The 17,797-nt window shown below is 69.2% G+C and carries 16 protein-coding genes; 6 read left to right on the plus strand and 10 right to left on the minus strand.

Annotated features, from left to right (window positions below; genetic code table 11):
• Window positions 1-4: 4 nt before the first annotated feature.
• The 4 genes from eno to AC06E6_RS05035 all read right to left on the minus strand — a co-directional run bounded on the left by eno (window position 5) and on the right by AC06E6_RS05035 (window position 4,551).
• Window positions 5-1,297, minus strand: a complete 1,293-nt coding sequence (eno, locus tag AC06E6_RS05020; protein WP_478060477.1) for a phosphopyruvate hydratase — start codon at window positions 1,295-1,297, stop codon at window positions 5-7.
• 163 nt (window positions 1,298-1,460) lie between these two features.
• The gene (gene kdsA / locus AC06E6_RS05025) at window positions 1,461-2,294 is read right to left on the minus strand and encodes a 3-deoxy-8-phosphooctulonate synthase (RefSeq protein ID WP_161613164.1); all 834 of its coding nucleotides are present in this window, start codon (window positions 2,292-2,294) and stop codon (window positions 1,461-1,463) included.
• Between the two features lie 156 nt (window positions 2,295-2,450).
• On the minus strand, window positions 2,451-4,115 hold the full coding sequence (locus tag AC06E6_RS05030; RefSeq protein WP_478060479.1) for a CTP synthase: 1,665 nt from the start codon (window positions 4,113-4,115) through the stop codon (window positions 2,451-2,453).
• 187 nt (window positions 4,116-4,302) lie between these two features.
• Window positions 4,303-4,551: a hypothetical protein gene (locus AC06E6_RS05035; protein ID WP_104938530.1), complete on the minus strand. Its 249-nt coding sequence runs from the start codon at window positions 4,549-4,551 to the stop codon at window positions 4,303-4,305.
• Window positions 4,552-4,712: 161 nt separating this feature from the next.
• Here AC06E6_RS05035 and parE point away from each other — a divergent pair, with 161 nt between their 5' ends.
• Window positions 4,713-6,602 carry a DNA topoisomerase IV subunit B gene (gene parE, locus AC06E6_RS05040; protein ID WP_478060481.1) on the plus strand — a complete coding sequence of 630 codons (1,890 nt, stop codon included), beginning with the start codon at window positions 4,713-4,715 and terminating at the stop codon, window positions 6,600-6,602.
• A gap of 249 nt (window positions 6,603-6,851) precedes the next feature.
• The gene (locus AC06E6_RS05045) at window positions 6,852-8,342 is read left to right on the plus strand and encodes a S10 family peptidase (protein ID WP_313249016.1); all 1,491 of its coding nucleotides are present in this window, start codon (window positions 6,852-6,854) and stop codon (window positions 8,340-8,342) included.
• A 90-nt stretch (window positions 8,343-8,432) separates the two neighbouring features.
• Here the strand turns inward: AC06E6_RS05045 and AC06E6_RS05050 are convergent, their stop codons facing one another.
• Window positions 8,433-9,554: an inorganic phosphate transporter gene (locus AC06E6_RS05050; protein WP_104938527.1), complete on the minus strand. Its 1,122-nt coding sequence runs from the start codon at window positions 9,552-9,554 to the stop codon at window positions 8,433-8,435.
• A gap of 142 nt (window positions 9,555-9,696) precedes the next feature.
• A complete protein-coding gene (locus tag AC06E6_RS05055; RefSeq protein ID WP_054664724.1) occupies window positions 9,697-10,323 on the minus strand; it encodes a DUF47 domain-containing protein in 627 nt (208 codons plus the stop codon).
• 277 nt (window positions 10,324-10,600) lie between these two features.
• Here AC06E6_RS05055 and AC06E6_RS05060 point away from each other — a divergent pair, with 277 nt between their 5' ends.
• Together AC06E6_RS05060 and AC06E6_RS05065 are read left to right on the plus strand one after the other, a co-directional pair.
• Entirely contained in the window at window positions 10,601-11,917 is a 1,317-nt protein-coding gene (locus tag AC06E6_RS05060; RefSeq protein WP_478060482.1) for a hemolysin family protein, read from the plus strand.
• The gene (locus tag AC06E6_RS05065; RefSeq protein WP_161613167.1) at window positions 11,901-12,575 is read left to right on the plus strand and encodes an exopolysaccharide biosynthesis protein; all 675 of its coding nucleotides are present in this window, start codon (window positions 11,901-11,903) and stop codon (window positions 12,573-12,575) included. Before AC06E6_RS05060 ends, AC06E6_RS05065 begins: the two co-directional genes overlap by 17 nt.
• A 70-nt stretch (window positions 12,576-12,645) precedes the next feature.
• On the opposite strand, the gene AC06E6_RS05070 is transcribed toward AC06E6_RS05065, so the two are convergent.
• The 3 genes from AC06E6_RS05070 to AC06E6_RS05080 all read right to left on the minus strand — a co-directional run bounded on the left by AC06E6_RS05070 (window position 12,646) and on the right by AC06E6_RS05080 (window position 14,940).
• A complete protein-coding gene (locus AC06E6_RS05070; protein WP_312343849.1) occupies window positions 12,646-13,635 on the minus strand; it encodes an LLM class flavin-dependent oxidoreductase in 990 nt (329 codons plus the stop codon).
• A 165-nt stretch (window positions 13,636-13,800) separates the two neighbouring features.
• A complete protein-coding gene (locus AC06E6_RS05075) occupies window positions 13,801-14,547 on the minus strand; it encodes a sulfurtransferase (protein WP_312343851.1) in 747 nt (248 codons plus the stop codon).
• Window positions 14,548-14,574: 27 nt separating this feature from the next.
• Window positions 14,575-14,940 (minus strand): DUF6164 family protein, encoded by a 366-nt coding sequence (locus AC06E6_RS05080; protein ID WP_313256114.1) that lies wholly within the window; start codon window positions 14,938-14,940, stop codon window positions 14,575-14,577.
• A gap of 157 nt (window positions 14,941-15,097) precedes the next feature.
• Here AC06E6_RS05080 and AC06E6_RS05085 point away from each other — a divergent pair, with 157 nt between their 5' ends.
• On the plus strand, window positions 15,098-15,529 hold the full coding sequence (locus AC06E6_RS05085) for an FKBP-type peptidyl-prolyl cis-trans isomerase (RefSeq protein ID WP_104938523.1): 432 nt from the start codon (window positions 15,098-15,100) through the stop codon (window positions 15,527-15,529).
• Window positions 15,513-16,760, plus strand: coding sequence for a TIGR03862 family flavoprotein (locus tag AC06E6_RS05090; protein ID WP_478060486.1), 1,248 nt, complete (start codon window positions 15,513-15,515; stop codon window positions 16,758-16,760). Before AC06E6_RS05085 ends, AC06E6_RS05090 begins: the two co-directional genes overlap by 17 nt.
• A gap of 79 nt (window positions 16,761-16,839) precedes the next feature.
• On the opposite strand, the gene AC06E6_RS05095 is transcribed toward AC06E6_RS05090, so the two are convergent.
• On the minus strand, window positions 16,840-17,797 hold a 958-nt coding region (locus tag AC06E6_RS05095; protein WP_478060487.1), incomplete at its 5' end, for a glutamate synthase-related protein.

A 17,797-nucleotide genomic window follows, 5' to 3' on the forward strand; every position in this document is an offset into this window, starting at 1 on the left:
GGCGTCAGCGCTTGAGCGAGACGAACGCGTCACGCCCGGCGTAGCGCGCGTTGCCGCCGAGGGCTTCCTCGATGCGCAGCAACTGGTTGTACTTGGCCACGCGGTCGCTGCGGCACAGCGAGCCGGTCTTGATCTGGGTGGCGGTGGTGGCCACGGCGATGTCGGCGATGGTGGTGTCCTCGGTTTCGCCGGAGCGGTGCGAGACGATCGCCGCGTAATGCGCCTTGTCGGCCATGGCGATCGCCTCCAGGGTCTCGCTCAGGGTGCCGATCTGGTTGACCTTGATCAGAATGGCGTTGGCGGTGCCCGACTCGATGCCCTCGGCGAAGATCTTCGGGTTGGTGACGAACAGGTCGTCGCCGACCAGCTGCACCTTGCCGCCGATGCGCTGGGTCAGCAGCTTCCAGCCGGCCCAGTCGTTCTCGGCCAGGCCGTCCTCGATGGTGATGATCGGGTACTGCGTGGTCCAGTCGGCCAGGAAATCGACGAACTGCTCGGAGGTCAGGCGCTTGTTCTCGCCGACCAGGTTGTACTTGCCGTTCTCGTAGAACTCGCTGGAAGCCACGTCCAGGCCCAGCAGGATGTCCTCACCGGCGGTGTAGCCGGCCTTGCCGATGGCTTCCAGGATGGTGTCCAGTGCCTCGACGTTGCTGCGGAAGTCCGGCGCGAAGCCGCCTTCGTCGCCCACCGCCGTGCTCAGGCCGTGGCCCTTGAGCACCGACTTGAGCGCATGGAAGATCTCGGTGCCGGCGCGCAGCGATTCACCGAACGAGGTGAAGCCGACCGGCAGCACCATGAACTCCTGGAAGTCGACGTTGTTGTCGGCGTGCGCGCCGCCATTGATGATGTTCATCATCGGCACCGGCAGCGATGGCGTGGCGCCGGTCTTGCCGGCCAGGTACTGCCACAGCGCCTGCTTGTTGGAGGCGGCGGCGGCGTGCGCGGCGGCCATGGAAACGCCCAGCAGCGCGTTGGCGCCCAGGCGGCCCTTGTTCTCGGTGCCGTCCAGGTCGAGCAGGCGGCGGTCCAGCCCGGCCTGGTCCTGCGCATCGAAATCCTTCAGCGCCGCGGCGATCGGGCCGTTGACGTTGGCCACCGCATCGCGCACGCCCTTGCCCAGGTAGCGGGTCTTGTCGCCATCGCGCAGTTCCACCGCCTCCTTGGTGCCGGTCGATGCGCCCGAGGGCACGGCGGCACGACCGAACGAGCCGTCGGCCAGGGTGACTTCGGCTTCCAGCGTGGGGTTGCCACGGCTGTCGAGGATTTCACGGGCGTGGATCTTGGCGATAGTGGTCATGGTCTGGGGGATGGACTCGTTTGGGTAGGTCTGGGAATGGGAAACCGGCCGCAGTTTAAACGAAGCCGGGGCCGGCGCGGCGCGATGCTTGCGGCTGAAAACGCAGGCACGCCGGCAGGCCCTGAAACGATGATGGCCCGCATCGAGCGGGCCATCCGTCGCCTCACACGGTGGACTCGAGGAACCCGTGCTTCTTGGTGATCGAATCCAGCGCCAGCAGTGTTTCCAGCAGCGCTTCCATCTTGTCCAGCGGCCACGCGTTGGGGCCGTCGGACAGCGCCTTGGACGGATCGGGATGGGTCTCGGCGAACAACCCGGCCACGCCCACCGCCACCGCCGCGCGCGCCAGCACCGGCACGAATTCGCGCTGTCCGCCGGAACTGCTGCCCTGCCCGCCCGGCAGCTGCACCGAATGGGTGGCGTCGAACACCACCGGGCAGCCGGTGTCGCGCATCACGCTCAGCGAGCGCATGTCGCTGACCAGGTTGTTGTAGCCGAAGCTGGCGCCGCGCTCGCAGACCATGATGTCGTTGTTGCCGGTGGAGCGCGCCTTTTCCACCACCGGCTTCATGTCCCACGGCGACAGGAACTGGCCCTTCTTGATGTTCACCGGCTTGCCGGCGCTGCACACCTTCCTGATGAAATCGGTCTGCCGCACCAGGAATGCCGGGGTCTGCAGCACGTCGACGACCGAGGCCACCTCGTCCATCGGCGTGTACTCGTGCACGTCGGTCAGCACCGGCACGCCGATCTGCTTCTTCACCTCGGCCAGCACCTTCAGGCCCTCTTCCAGCCCCGGGCCGCGGAAGCTGGTGCCGGAGGTGCGGTTGGCCTTGTCGAAGCTGGACTTGAAGATGAAGTTCATCCCCAGCCTGCCGGTGATTTCCTTGAGCTTGCCGGCGGTATCGAGCTGCAGTTGCATCGACTCGATCACGCACGGGCCGGCGATCAGGAACAGCGGCTGGTCCAGGCCGACTTCGAATCCGCAGAGCTTCATTCAACTACCTCGTGTTTGTAGCCCCTCTCCCAACGGGAAAGGGGTTGGATGAGGGGCCGTGGGCAGGCCCTTGCGGAACCGGGAACCCAGCCTTCGCCGGCGTCCCGCCCGCCCCTACGGTGCGCCCTCCCCCGCGGGAGAAGGCGGAAACGAGCGTCAGGCCCGCGCTTCCTTCAACAGCTTGCCGCCGGCCTTCTTCTCGCGCGCGGCGCGGATGAAACCAATGAACAGCGGGTGCCCGCTGCGCGGCGTGGACAGGAACTCCGGGTGCGCCTGGCAGGCCAGGAACCACGGATGCACGTCGCGCGGCAGCTCCACCACTTCCACCAGGGTGTCGTCCATCGACTTGCCGGAGATCACCAGCCCGGCGTCCTCCAGCTGGGTGCGGTAGCGGTTGTTGAACTCGTAGCGGTGGCGGTGGCGCTCGGCCACCACGTCCTTGCCGTACAGCTCGCGCGCCAGCGTGCCCGGCTTCAGCCGCTGCTCCTGCAGGCCCAGGCGCATGGTGCCGCCCAGGTCGGACTTCTCGTCGCGCTTCTCGACCTCGCCGCTGGCGGTGCGCCACTCGGTGATCAGGCCGATCACCGGGTTCGGCGACTGGCGGTCGTTCTCGGTGCTGTTGGCGCCGTCCAGCCCGGCCACGTGGCGGGCATAGTCGACCACCGCCGCCTGCATGCCGTAGCAGATGCCGAAGTACGGCAGCTTGTGCTCGCGGGCATACTTGGAGGTCAGCACCTTGCCCTCGAAGCCGCGGTCGCCGAAGCCGCCCGGCACCAGGATGCCGTCCACGCCCTCGAGCGCGGCCATGCCTCCTTCTTCCAGGTCCTGCGCTTCCAGCCACTTGAGGTTGACCCGGGTGCGCTGGCGCAGGCCGCCGTGCTTGAGCGCCTCGCCGACCGACTTGTAGGCGTCCTGGTGGTCCACGTACTTGCCGACCACGGCGATGGTCACCTCGTCCAGCGGGTGCAGGGCCGCATCCAGCACCGCCTCCCACTCGGACAGGTCGGCCGGGCCGGCCTTGTCGGCGAACTTGAGCTGGTTGACCACGATTTCGTCCAGACCCTGCGCGTGCAGCCCCATCGGCACGCGGTACAGCACGTCCACGTCCGGCACGCTGATCACCGCGCGTTCGGAGACGTTGGTGAACAGCGAGATCTTGCGCCGCTCCGAATCCGGGATGGCCTGCTCGGAGCGGCACAGCAGCACGTCGGGCTGGATGCCGATCGAACGCAGTTCCTTGACCGAGTGCTGGGTCGGCTTGGTCTTCAGCTCACCGGCGGCGCCGATGTACGGCACCAGCGTCAGGTGCATGAACAGCGCCTTCTCCGGGCCGCGCTCGGTACGCACCTGGCGGATCGCCTCCAAGAACGGCAGCGACTCGATGTCGCCGACGGTGCCGCCGATCTCCACCAGCGCCACGTCGTAGCCCTCGGTGGCCTCGTCGATGCAGCGGCGGATCTCGTCGGTGATGTGCGGGATCACCTGCACGGTCGCACCGAGGTAGTCGCCGCGGCGCTCCTTGCGGATCACGTTCTCGTAGATGCGCCCGGTGGTCACCGAGTTCTTGCGGCTCAGCCGGGTATGGACGAAGCGCTCGTAGTGGCCCAGGTCCAGGTCGGTCTCGGCACCGTCATCGGTGACATAGACCTCGCCGTGCTGGAAGGGACTCATGGTGCCCGGATCGACGTTGATGTACGGATCCAGCTTCATCATCGTGACCTTCAGGCCACGCGCCTCGAGGATGGAGGCCAGCGACGCGGCGGCAATGCCCTTGCCAAGCGAGGACACCACGCCGCCGGTAACGAAAATAAGGGGGGTCATGGCTCACTTGCCTCCCGGAAAGCCCTAGTTTAAAGGTTGTCGCGCGAACACCCAAGCACCGGATGCGGCGACCGCGGAAAATCCTGCCCGCGACGCGCCGGCCTTGCGGCCCGGCCGCCACGGGGCGGTAACAAAAAAAGACGCCCCGGCCTGCGCCGGGGCGTCCACGTTCATCGGGAAACCCGCGTCAGCGACGCTTGCGGGCTTCTTCCTCTTCCTCTTCGCGCGGGGCCGGCTGCTCGCCCCGGGCCTTTTCCTGGGCGGCGGCAGCGGCGCGGCGCTTGGCCTTCTGCTCGGCCTCGCTCTGCGCCTTGTCGGCGGCGGCCTGGGCGGCCTCGCCCGTCTTGGCCTTGTCCACGCTCTGCGCCATCACCAGCGGCACCGCCACGACGGCGGCGGCAGCCACGGCCAGAACCAGCAATTTCGACGATTTCATTGTCATCCTCCGGAGTCTCCGCCGATTCAGGGGGATCGGCTGCGTACGTTCCAGGGCGCACAGGATACCGCCCCGCGCCTCTCCCCGCACTGAACACCGGCGTGCAAATTTCCCCGGCAGACCGCAAACTTGCCCGTCGCATCAGCGCCTTATCGAGATACATGAACGCCCGCTACAACGCCGCCGACATCGAAGTCCTCTCCGGCCTGGACCCGGTCAAACGCCGCCCCGGCATGTACACCGACACCGCGCGCCCGAACCACCTGGCGCAGGAAGTCATCGACAATTCGGTGGACGAGGCGCTGGCCGGGCACGCGAAGACCGTGGAGGTCGTGCTGTACAAGGACGGCAGCTGCGAGGTGAGCGACGACGGCCGCGGCATGCCGGTCGACATCCACCCGGAGGAGAAGATCCCCGGCGTCGAACTGATCCTGACCCGGCTGCACGCCGGCGGCAAGTTCAGCAACCGCAACTACACCTTCTCCGGCGGCCTGCACGGCGTCGGCGTGTCGGTGGTCAATGCACTGTCCACGCTGGTGGAGATCCACATCAGGCGCGAAGGCAGCGAGCACCGCATCAGCTTCCGCGACGGCGACCGTGCCAGCCCGCTGGAAGTGGTCGGCTCCGTCGGCCGCAGGAACACCGGCACCCGGCTGCGTTTCTGGCCGGACCCGAAGTATTTCGACACCCCGAAGTTCAACGTGCGCGCGCTGCGCCACCTGCTGCGCGCCAAGGCGGTGCTGTGCCCGGGCCTGACCGTCCGGCTGACCGACGAGGCGACCGGCGAGACCGAGACCTGGCATTACGAGGACGGCCTGCGCGACTACCTCAAGGCCGAGCTGGGCGAACGCGAGATGCTGCCGGCCGACCTGTTCGTCGGCGTCCTGAAGAAGGAAACCGAGGCGGTGGACTGGGCCGTGGCCTGGCTGCCGGAAGGCGAACTGGTGCAGGAAAGCTACGTCAACCTGATCCCGACCGCCCAGCACGGCACCCATGTCAACGGCCTGCGCACCGGCCTGACCGAGGCGCTGCGCGAGTTCTGCGATTTCCGCAACCTGCTGCCGCGCGGGGTCAAGCTGGCGCCGGAAGACGTGTGGGACCGGGTGTCATTCGTGCTCTCGCTGAAGATGACCGATCCGCAGTTCAGCGGCCAGACCAAGGAACGCCTGTCCTCGCGCCAGGCCGCCGGCTTCGTCGAGGGCGCCGCCCACGATGCCTTCAGCCTGGCCCTGAACCAGAACGTGGAAGTCGGCGAGAAGATCGCGCAGATCGCCATCGAGCGCGCCAGCGCGCGGCTGAAGACCGAGAAGCTGGTGGTCCGAAAGAAGGTCACCCAGGGCCCGGCGCTGCCCGGCAAGCTGGCCGACTGCATCAGCCAGGACCTGTCGCGCACCGAGCTGTTCCTGGTGGAAGGCGACTCGGCCGGCGGCAGCGCCAAGCAGGCCCGCGACAAGGATTTCCAGGCGATCCTGCCGCTGCGCGGCAAGATCCTCAACACCTGGGAAGTGGCCTCGGGCAGCGTGCTGGCCTCGGAGGAAGTGCACAACCTGGCCGTGGCCATCGGCTGCGACCCGGGCAAGGACGACCTGTCCGGCCTGCGCTACGGCAAGGTGGTGATCCTGGCCGACGCCGACTCCGACGGCCTGCACATCGCCACCCTGCTGGCTGCGCTGTTCCTGAAGCACTTCCCGGCGCTGGTCGCCGCCGGCCACGTGTTCGTGGCGATGCCGCCGCTGTTCCGCGTGGACGTGGGCAAGCAGGTGTTCTACGCGCTGGACGAGGAAGAGAAGCGCTCGCTGCTGGAAAAGGTCGAGCGCGAGAAGATCCGCGGCCAGGTCAGCGTCACCCGCTTCAAGGGCCTGGGCGAGATGAACCCGCAGCAGCTGCGCGAATCCACCATTCACCCCGATACCCGCCGCCTGGTGCAGCTGACCGTGGACGACGAGGAGCAGACCCGCTCGCTGATGGACATGCTGCTGGCCAAGAAGCGCGCCGGCGACCGCAAGGGCTGGCTGGAAAGCAAGGGCGACCTCGCCTCCCTGGAGGTCTGATCCGGCACTGCGCCCGTGCCCGCCCAGGCGACCGGCGCCATGGGCGCAGCGCGCGGCGGACGCGAGGGCCGGCCTGCCACGCACGGCGTGCGGCCACCGTCGCGCCGCGGATGCGCGCAGCAGCCGCGCACCGGCATCGTTCCGCGCCCGGGATTGCCCATCCGGGCCGGCGCCGCATGGCTTTGGGCACATTTGCCGCTCCCGCCACGGGCCTAGGATCGTGCGTTTCCCGATCCCCAGGTCATCCGCATGAAACACCTGCTGTACGTGGCCGCGCTCGGCGCCGGCCTGCTGTTCGCCGCTCCCGCGCCGGCCAGGCCCGCCGCCGACGCCGGCGATGACAAGGCCGCATCGACCGCGCCGGCACCGTTGCCGGCCGATGCCTCGGTCCGCCAGAGCATGCGCCTGGAAGGCCGCACCCTGGACTACACCGCCACCGTCGGCTCGCTGCCGGTGCGCGATGCGCAGGGCAAGACCATTGGCGAGGTGGTGTTCACCGCCTACACCGTGCCCGGCAAGGACCGCCCGGTCACCTTCGCGCTCAATGGCGGCCCCGGCGCCTCGTCGGTGTACCTGAACCTGGGCGCGGTGGGGCCGAAGGTGGTGGCGTTCGGCAGCGAAGGCGACAGCGCCTCGGCGCCGGCCACGCTGCGCGACAACCCCGGCACCTGGCTGGATTTCACCGACCTGGTGTTCATCGACCCGGTCGGCACCGGCTTCAGCCGCTCGCGGATTCCCGATGAGGAGGCGAAGAAGCAGTTCTTCAACCCGTCCGCGGACATCGAGTACCTGTCGCGGGTGGTCTACGACTGGCTGCTGAAGAACCAGCGCATGACCTCGCGCAAGTACCTGGCCGGCGAAAGCTATGGCGGCTACCGCGGCCCGCGCATCACCCACTACCTGCAGACCCGGCTGGGGGTGGCGATGAACGGGCTGGTGCTGGTCTCGCCCTACCTGAGCCCGACCCTGGAGGACAACAGCGACGTCTCGCCGATGGCCTGGATCCAGACCCTGCCGTCGATCGCCGCCGCGCACCTGGAGCGCCAGGGCCGGCTCACCGATGCGGCGATGCGCGAGGTGGTCGAGTACGCCCGCAGCGACTACGCCAGCGCGCTGATGAAGGGCCGCTCCGACCCGCAGGCGACCGACGCCATGCTGCGCCGGGTCACCGAACTGACCGGCCTGGATCCGGTGTTCGTGCGCCGCGCCGGCGGCCGCCTGGAAACCCAGGCCTACCTGCGCGAGGTGTTCCGCGACAAGGGCACGCTGGGCAGCCGCTACGATTCCAACGTCACCGCCTTCGATCCCTTCCCCACCGATCCCGAGCAGCGTGCCAACGACCCGCTGCTGGACAGCATCATCGCCCCGACCACCACCGCGATGGTGGACTTCGTCACCCGCGTGGTCGGCTGGAAGGTGGATGCGCGCTACCACGCGCTGAGCTACGAGGTGAACCGCCAGTGGGACCGCAATGGCGACCTGCGTGCCGGCGCGGTCACCCAGTTGCGCCAGGCGGTGGCCATCGACCCGCGCCTGCAGGTGCTGATCGCGCATGGCTGGAACGACCTGTCATGCCCGTTCATGGGTTCTATCCTGACCGTGGACCAGATGCCGGCCATGGGCAGCGACCCGCAACGCGTGCAGGTGCGCAGCTATCCGGGCGGGCACATGTTCTACAGCCGCGCCGACAGCCAGGCCGCGTTCCGCCGCGACGTGCGCGCCATGTACCAACGCAACTGACGCCCACGCCGGCGCACAACGAAAGGCCCGCCGGGAAGGCGGGCCTTTCTGCATGCAGCGGCCAACGGGCCGGCGGCCGGCTCGACCGGCTCAGTTCCAGCCGGCGAGCTCGAACAGCTTCAGGATCAGGTAGGCGCAGCCGCCGGCCGCCGGGATGGTCAGGATCCAGGCCCAGATGATGCGCTCGATCACCCCGATGCGCAGCGACTTCGGGTTCTTGGCGAAGCCAACGCCCATGATCGCGGTGGAGATGCTGTGGGTGGTCGAGACCGGCATGCCGAAGTGCGCGGCCAGGGTCAGGATGGTGGCCGAGCTGGTCTCCGCGGCGAAGCCGTGGATCGGGTGCAGCTTGACCATCTTGTGGCCCAGGGTCTTGATGATCTTCCAGCCGCCCGAGGCGGTACCGGCGGCCATCACCACCGCGCAGGTGAGCACGATCCACATGGCAATGCCATCGCCGGCATGCGCGTCCGGGTGCATGAACGCCAGCCACGACGGCAGGTTGTCCAGCGCGCCGGTGGCCTCGGCGCCGATCAGGGTCATGGCGATGATGCCCATGGTCTTCTGCGCGTCGTTGTGGCCATGGGCGAAGCCCATGTAGGCGGCCGAGACGATCTGCGCCTTGCCGAAGAACGCATTGACCCAGCGCGGACGCGCCAGCCGCCGCAGCACGCCACCGGCCCGCGCCATGCCGGCGATGATCGCCCACAGCAGGCACATCACCACGATGCCGAGCAGGAAGCCGGCGATCGGCGAGGTGATCATCGGCACGAACACCTTCCACAGCAGGCCCTTGTTCTGCGCCCAGTTGCCGAGGTTCTGCGACCAGATCAGCGCGTCCCAGTTGTTGTGCGCGGCGGCCAGGCCGGCGCCGCACAGGCCGCCGATCAGCGCGTGCGAGGACGAGGACGGCAGCCCTTTCCACCAGGTGATCAGGTTCCAGACGATGCCGCCGAGCAGCGCGCACAGGATCACCTGCGGGGTGACCTCGACCACGCTGGTGTTGAGCAGGCCGTTGGCGATGGTCAGCGCCACCGCGGTGCCGGTCAGCGCGCCGATCAGGTTCATGCCCGCGGCCAGCATCACCGCCCAGCCGGGCGAGAGCACCTTGGTGGCCACCACGGTGGCGATGGAGTTGGCGGTGTCGTGGAAGCCGTTGATGAACTCGAACACGAGCGCCGCCAGGATCACGACGAGGACAAGGGTCAGCATCGCAGCTGCCCCCTCGGGTCAAGCGGGAAGTCCCGCCGCGCCGTGGCGGGACGGGGGGTGTGGAAGCGCGGCTCGCGGGCATCGGCACAGCCGACGCCCCCGCTTCCGAAGCCGGAAATGCACGGGATCCGCATCATGGCGATCACGAGTTCTTCAACACGATCTGGTAGACCACCACCCCGGCCTCGCGGCAGCGGTCGATGGCTTTCTCCAGGATCTCGAAGAATTCCTTGAGCAGGAACATCTGCAGGTTGTCCAGGCGCCCGGAGTAGATTTCCCGGTACAGCTCGAGCATCAGCCGGTCGGCCTCGTTCTCCAGCGCGCGCAGCTTCTCGTTCATCGCCGTCATGCGGTCGATGTTCATGTGGCGCAGGTCCTTGACCATGTCCACCACCACCCCGGCGGCCTGCTCCAGCATCGCCGCGCGCGGGGCGAAATCGATGTGCGCCAGGTGCTGGGTGGCCAGCGCATAGCGGTCGGCGAACTTCTCGATCTGCTTGGGAATCTTGTACAGCGCCGAGCCCAGCGCCTCGATGTCCTCGCGCTCGATCGGGGTCATGAAGCTGTCTACCAGCGCCTGGCTGATCTTGTCCGAGGCCGCGCGCTCGCGCAGGCGCGCCAGCTTGAATGCATCCAGGGCGGGCTCGCGGTCGGCTTCGCGCATCATCGCGTGCAGCGCCTTGGCGCTGTCGGCGGCGGCCTGGGCGGCCTCGTCGAGATAGGTGTAGAACTGCTTGCCGGAGCCGAAAATGGTCTGCAATGAAAACATTGGAAATGCCTGTCCGCCGTCGCGGAAGGGACGGCACCGGGGCGAATTATGACGGCTGGATGACGTCTCGGGTATTCCCGGCCGGTTCCCGCCCACGAAAATGAACAGGCGGTTGCCGGCACCGCATGCCGGTTTGCTAAGATGCGCCGGCGCCCTCCGCGGGCGCACCCTATGGACGACGACCCTTACCCCCCGCCGCAGCGCCCGGGCACGCCCCTGAGCCCCTGCCGCCACCGCAAGCACCCTCCCTCCCTGCCAACGACCCGGGGAGCGACCCGTGTTTGAACTGATCCTCATCGTTTTCTCCCTGATCCTGCTCAACGGCTTCTTCGCCATGTCCGAGATGTCGGTCATGACCTCGCGCAAGAGCCGGCTCAAGCAGATGTCCGCCACCAGCAAGCGCGCCGAGCGCGCCCTGGCGCTGGCCGAGAAGCCCGAGAACTTCCTGTCCACCGTGCAGATCGGCATCACCGTGATCGGCGTGCTGACCGGCTTCCTCGGCGGCGAAGCGCTGGGCGAAGCCATCGCCGCGTGGATCCAGGGGCTGATGCCGGGCTTCGACTACGCCGGCGCGGTCGGCAAGGCGCTGGCGGTCACCCTGATCACCTTCGTCACGCTGATCTTCGGCGAACTGGTGCCCAAGCGGCTGGCGCTGACCCGTTCGGAGGACATCGCCGGGCTGGTCGCGGTGCCGATGGGCTGGCTGGCAACCCTCGCCTTCCCGTTCGTGTGGCTGCTGTCGCGCACCACCCGGCTGGTGCTGCGCCTGCTGGGGCTGGGCAACACCGATTCGGCGTCGGTGACCGAAGAAGAGATCCGCATGCTGGTGGCCGAAAGCCACGAGGCCGGGGTGATCGACATCCACGAGCGCGACATGATGAACCGGGTCATGCGCCTGGGCGACCGCACCGCCGACAGCCTGATGACCCCGCGCAACCGCATCGCCTGGCTGGATACCAACGCCGATGTCGAGAAGAACCTGGAGACCATGCACGAGCATGCGTTCTCGCGTTACCCGGTGTACCGCGGCAACGACCAGGACATCGCCGGCATCCTCGAGGTCAAGTCGCTGGTCACGCGCCGCCTGCAGGGCGACACCCATGCGCTGTTCGAGAACCTGCGCGAGACGCTCTATGTCTCCGAATCCACCCATGCGATGAAGCTGCTGGAGATCTTCCGCGAGGAGCACCAGTCGATGGCGCTGGTGGTGGACGAGTACGGCGAGATCCAGGGCCTGGTGACCATCAGCGACCTGATGGGCGCGGTGGTCGGCCGCCTGCAGGCGCCGGAGAACACCGACGAGGACGCCCTGGTGGTCACCCGCGAGGACGGTTCGCTGCTGGTGGACGGTTCGCTGCCGGTGGACGACCTGCGCGAACTGATGGGCGGGGTCGAGCTGCCCGATGCCGAGGAAGGCGACTACTACACCCTGGCCGGCATGTGCATGCACTTCTTCGGCCGCATCCCGCACGCCAGCGAGTACTTCGACTGGGCCGGCTGGCGCATCGAGATCGTCGATCTGGACGGCGCCCGCATCGACAAGCTGCTGCTGCGCCGGCTGCCGGAAGAAGACGAAGATGACACCACCGGCTGAGCCGCAGGACGGCGGGCCAGGCGCCGGCCCGGCCGCGGCGGGCGGCTACCGCAACGAGGGCATCCGTACCCTGCTGTCGATGTTCGAGCACGGCGACCCCGCGGAACAGCAGCCGCTGGGCAGGATCCTGCAGGGCCTGCAGGAAAGCGCGTTCGGCGTGTTCCTGTTCGTCGCCATCCTGCCGGCGTTCATTCCGGTGCCCGGCATCGGCGGCGCGGTCAGCGGCCCGCTGGTGCTGCTGATCGGCCTGCAGATGATGGCCGGCCTGGCGCGGCCCTGGGTGCCCGGGTTCATCGCCCGGCGCGGGCCCAGGCGCGGCACCATGCACCGCTTCCTGGGCCGCATCGATCGCCCGCTGCGGCGCCTGGACCGGATGCTCAAGCCACGCCTGCCGGCCCTGGTGGGGCCGCTTCCGGCGCGGGTGTTCACGGGGCTGCTGCTGGTCATGACCGGGGTGCTGCTGTCGCTGCCGATCCCGCTGACCAACTATCTGTTCGGCTTCCAGCTGCTGCTGTTCGCGCTGGCGCTGATCGAGCGCGATGGCGCGCTGATGCTGTTCAACTGGGTCGCGGCGCTCGCCGCCGGCCTGTTCTTCGGTCTCGGCTCGGGGCAGCTGGTCGGCCACACCGTCGAACTGTTCCAGCGCTGGACCAGCTGAGCCCTGCCGCGCGCGGCCGTCCCGGGCGCCGCACGCGGCGCCCGCAACCACCGCGACCCCAGCCGACGGCTCAGTGCCGCGCCTGCCAGGCCTGCATCGCCAGTTCGAACGAGCGCAGCCGCGCGGCATGGTCGAAGATATTGGCGGTGAGCATCATTTCGTCGGGCCGGTGGCGCGCGGCAAAGGCCGCCAGCCCCTCGCCCACCTGCTGCGGGTCGCCGAGCACGGTGCAGGCCAGCGCCCGCTCCACCCCGGCCTTCTCGTGCGGCTCCCAGAACGCCTCGATGTCGTCCACCGGCGGCGGGATCTGTCCTGGACGGCCGCGCCGCAGGTTGACGAAGCTCTGCTGCTGGGTCGTGAACAGCCGCCGGGACTCGGCCTCAGACGCGCTGGCCACCACGTTCAGCGCCAGGATCGCCCAGGGTGCCTGCAAGCGGGCGGACGGGCGGAAATCGCGGCGGTACAGCGCCACGGCCTCGTCCATCGCGTCCGGGGCGAAGTGCGAGGCGAACGCGAACGGCAGGCCCATCGCCGCCGACAGCCGCGCGCTGAACAGGCTGGAGCCCAGCAGCCACACCGGCACGTCGATGCCCGCGCCCGGCACCGCCTGCACGCCCTGCCCCGGCTGCACCGGCTCGAAGTAATGCAGCAGCTCGGCCACGTCCTGCGGGAACTGGTCGGCGCTGTCGAAGTAGCGGCGCAGCGCGCGGGCGGTGGCATGGTCGGTACCCGGCGCGCGGCCCAGTCCCAGGTCGATGCGCCCCGGATACAGCGAAGCCAGGGTGCCGAACTGTTCGGCCACCTGCAGCGGCGAGTGGTTGGGCAGCATGATGCCGCCGGCGCCGACGCGGATGGTCGAGGTGCCGCCGGCAACGTGCCCGATCAGCACCGAGGTGGCCGCACTGGCGATGCCCGGCATGTTGTGGTGCTCGGCCAACCAGTAGCGGCGATAGCCCCAGCGCTCGGCATGGCGCGCGAGGTCGAGCATGTTGGCGAACGCCTGGCCCGGCGTGGCGCCTTCGCAGACGGGGGCGAGGTCGAGGACGGAAAGGGGAATCATGCGGCGGCTTCCGGCAGGAGGTCCCTGCAACATGGGGCGCGCGGGGCGGTTTCCCATCCCTGCGCGCGGTGCCGGCGGCCGAACACTGTTTTCCGGGCCGTCGCACGCGCGCGCGCAGCGGCCGGGAGCCTCAGCGGGAAGGCCGCATGCGGGGTGGGCCCGCGCCTACGGGGTGGCTTCGTCCACCAGCGGCTGCAGCTGCGGGTCCAGCGCCACGCGCTCGTCGAACACGAAGCAGCGGCCTTCGTAGCCCTCGCCGCCCACTTCCTCGAAATACCCCAGGATGCCGCCGTCCAGCTGCAGCACGTTGTCCATGCCGTCATTGCGCATCCACAGCGCGGCTTTCTCGCAGCGGATGCCGCCGGTGCAGAAACTGACCACGGTGGCGTCGGCCAGGTCGGCGCGGTGCGGCGCCAGTGCCGCCGGCAGGTCGGTGAAACGGGCGATGGGCAGGGTCAGGGCGCCGGCGAAGGTGCCGTGCGCGAACTCCTGCGCGTTGCGGGTGTCGAGCATCACCACGCGCCTGCCTTCATCGTCATGGCCCTGCCGCAGCCAGCGCCGCAGCGTGGCCGGGGCCACGGACGGCGCGCGCGGGTAATCCAGCGGCTGGCCGTCGTCGCGGCGGAAGCTGATGATCTCCGGCTTGACCTTGGCCTTGAGCCGCGCGAACGGCTGCATGCGGCTGTAGCTGTACTTGACCCGCATGGCGGCAAAGCGCGGGTCGGCCTTCAGCGCGGCGTAGAACGCGTCGATGCCGTCGCGGTCGCCGGCCAGGAACAGGTTGAGGCCCTCGTCCGCCACCAGGATCGTGCCGCGCAGTGCGCGTGCCTGCGCCCGCTCCAGCAGGGTGGCGGCCAGGGCGTCCGCATCGGCGATGGGAACGAAGTGGTAGGCGGCGGTATTGACGATCATCGGCATATTTTACGGCGCACGCGGGCGTCAGCCACGCAGCAGCATGAACGGCAGCAGCACCAGCGCGGCAGCGGCCAGCATGCCCAGCAGCACCGCGACCACGTACAGCGGCCGCCGCCGCAGCAGCGAGCCGAAGGTCTCGGCGGTGCCGTCGCGCAGCGCGGCCTCGCGCTCGGCGCGCACGCGCCGCGCACGCGCGGCCTGGTAGCCGTCCATCAATTCCTTCGCGCGTGCGTGGTCCTGCCGGTCACGCAGCCACAGCCCGCCACTGGAAATGCCCCAGGGGCTGGGTTCGGTGCGGTACCAGGCAATACCGTGACGGTCGAGCAGTTCGCAGACTTCGCGGCTCTCGTCGTCGTCGACATTGCGCAGATTGAGCAGCAGTTTGGCCATCGCGCCATGATACCCGCTGGCGATGCGCTACCCTTGCGCGCCGTGGCCCTGGCGCCCCCATGCCGCACGCGCCCGTGCGTGCGCGGGGGCGGTGCCGCAGCCCCCTGCCCCGGCCTGCCGCGCATCCCGCGCGGCCGCCTTCAACCTGGAGTCCCCCATGCGTCGCCTGTTCGTGCCGTTGCTGTTGTCCCTGCTTGCCGCCGGTTGCACCCCGCCCGGGCCGCCGCCCGGGGGCAGCATCGCCGCCTTCGAGCGCATCGACACGGTACCGGGCAGCGGCGCCGAAGCGGTACCGGGGACCCGGGTCACCGTGCACTACACCGGCTGGATCTACGACGAGCGCCGCGCCGACAAGCATGGCGACAAGTTCGACAGCTCGCTCGACCGCGGCGAACCGTTCACCTTCGATCTCGGCGAGAAGCAGGTCATCCGCGGCTGGGACGAAGGCGTGGCCGGGATGAAGGTCGGCGGCAAGCGCACGCTGATGATTCCGGCGGACTACGGCTACGGCAACCGCCGTGCCGGCCCGATCGCGCCGGGTTCCTCGCTGGTGTTCGATGTCGAACTGCTCGATGTCCAGCCACGCTGATCCGGCCGGCACCGGCAAGCGGGTGGCGGTGGTCGGCGGCGGCCCCGCCGGGCTGTTCGCCGCCGAACGCCTGCGCGCGGCCGGCCTGTCGGTCGACCTGTACGAAGCCAAGGGCTCGCCCGGGCGCAAGTTCCTGATCGCCGGCAAGGGCGGGCTGAACCTCACCCATTCCGAACCGCGCCCGCAGTTCGACCTGCGCTACCGCGAGCGCCAAGCGGACGTCGCCGGCTGGTTGGACGGCTTCGATGCCGAAGCGCTGCGCGGGTGGGCGCGTGGCCTGGGCGTGGACACCTATGTCGGCAGTTCCGGGCGGGTGTTCCCGCTCGACCGCAAGGCCGCGCCGCTGCTGCGCGGCTGGGTGCGGCGACTGAAGGAACAGGGCGTGCGCTTCCACGTGCAGCATCGCTGGCTGGGCTGGAACGACGACGGCGCACTGCGCATGCAGACCAGCGATGGCGACGTCGCCGTGAGCGTCGACGCCACCGTGCTGGCGCTGGGCGGCGGCAGCTGGCCCGAACTCGGTTCCGATGGCGCCTGGGTGGACACGCTGCGCGCGCGCGGCGTGGACGTGGCGCCACTGCAGGCGGCCAACTGCGGCTTCGACATCGAATGGAGCGGGCATTTCCGCCAGCGCCATGCCGGCAGCCCGCTCAAGCCGGTCATCGCGCACTGGCGCGACCTGCACGGCGACCCCCAGCAGTTGCAGGGCGAATGCGTCGCCAGCGAGTACGGCATCGAAGGCAGCCTGGTCTATGCCATCGCCGCCGACCTGCGCGAGACGATCAACCGCGACGGCCATGCGCTGCTGGAACTGGACCTGGTGCCGGGCCGCGACGCGGCGCGCCTGCGTGCCGAGCTGTCGCGCCCGCGCAAGGGGCGCAGCTTCGGCGAGCACCTGCGGCGCGCCACGGGCATCGACGCCGCCAAGGCCGCGCTGGTGTTCGAACGGCTCGGCAAGGACGCCGGCAACGACCCGGACGCCGTGGCACGCACGCTCAAGCGCCTGCCGCTGCGCCTGCTGCGGCCGCGGCCGATGGCCGAGGCCATCAGCAGCGCCGGCGGCGTATGCCTGGAGGCGACGAACGCGGGACTGATGCTGCAGGCGCTGCCCGGGGTGTTCTGCGCCGGCGAGATGCTGGACTGGGAAGCACCGACCGGCGGTTACCTGCTCACCGCGTGCTATGCCAGCGCCCTGCGCGCGGCAGACGGCGTGATCGCCTGGCTACGCTAAGCACACTCCCGCAGGTACGCAGCCTGCTCCGCATGCCACTGCGGTCGAGGCAGGACATGCAGCGCCGCCTGCCCCGCCCTCAGTGCAGCTTGGTCCCGCGCAGCGCCGCGATCCGTGCCGGCGGGTCGAACGAATCGCTGCGCGCGTCCGCCCAGTATTCGCGGAACACCGCATGCCCCGGCACGCGGTCGAGCAGTTCGCCCGGCGACAGGTAGCGGTACAGGGTCGCCATCGAGCGGATCTCGATCGGCGACACCCGCCGCAGGATGTGTTCGGGGCCCAGTTCCGACGGGTCGTTCAGGCCGGCCGCGCCCAGCAGGTCGCGCAGCGCACGCAGGGTGTTCTCGTGGAAATTGCGTACCCGCTCGGCCTTGTCGGTCGGGTCCAGGTGGCGCCAGCGGCTGGGATCCTGTGTGGCGATGCCGGTAGGACACTTGTCGTTGTGGCAGCTCAACGACTGGATGCAGCCCAGCGCGAACATGAAGCCACGCCCGGCGTTGCACCAGTCCGCGCCCAGCGCGATGGTCCGCGCGATGTCGAAGGCGCTGGTCACCTTGCCGGCCGCGCCGATGCGGATGCGGTCGCGCAGGTCCAGGCCCACCAGCGTGTTGTGCACCAGGATCAGCGCCTCGTTCATCGGTACGCCGACATGGTCGATGAACTCCGCCGGCGATGCGCCGGTGCCGCCCTCGGCACCGTCGACCACGATGAAGTCGGGCAGCAACCCGGTCTCGTGCATGGCCTTGGCGATGCCGAACCATTCCCATGGATGGCCGATGGCCAGCTTGAAGCCGGTCGGCTTGCCGCCGGACAGCTCGCGCAGGCGCGCGACGAACTGCAGCAGCTCCACCGGGGTGGAGAACGCCGAGTGCCGCGACGGCGACACGCAGTCCACGCCCATCGGCACGCCACGGGTAACCGAGATCTCGGCACTGACCTTGGCCGCGGGCAGCACCCCGCCGTGGCCGGGCTTGGCGCCCTGCGACAGCTTGATCTCGATCATCTTGACCTGGTCGTGGTTGGCGTTCTCGACGAAG

Source organism: Stenotrophomonas sp. Steno-Z10-HUANG, assembly GCF_056393075.1.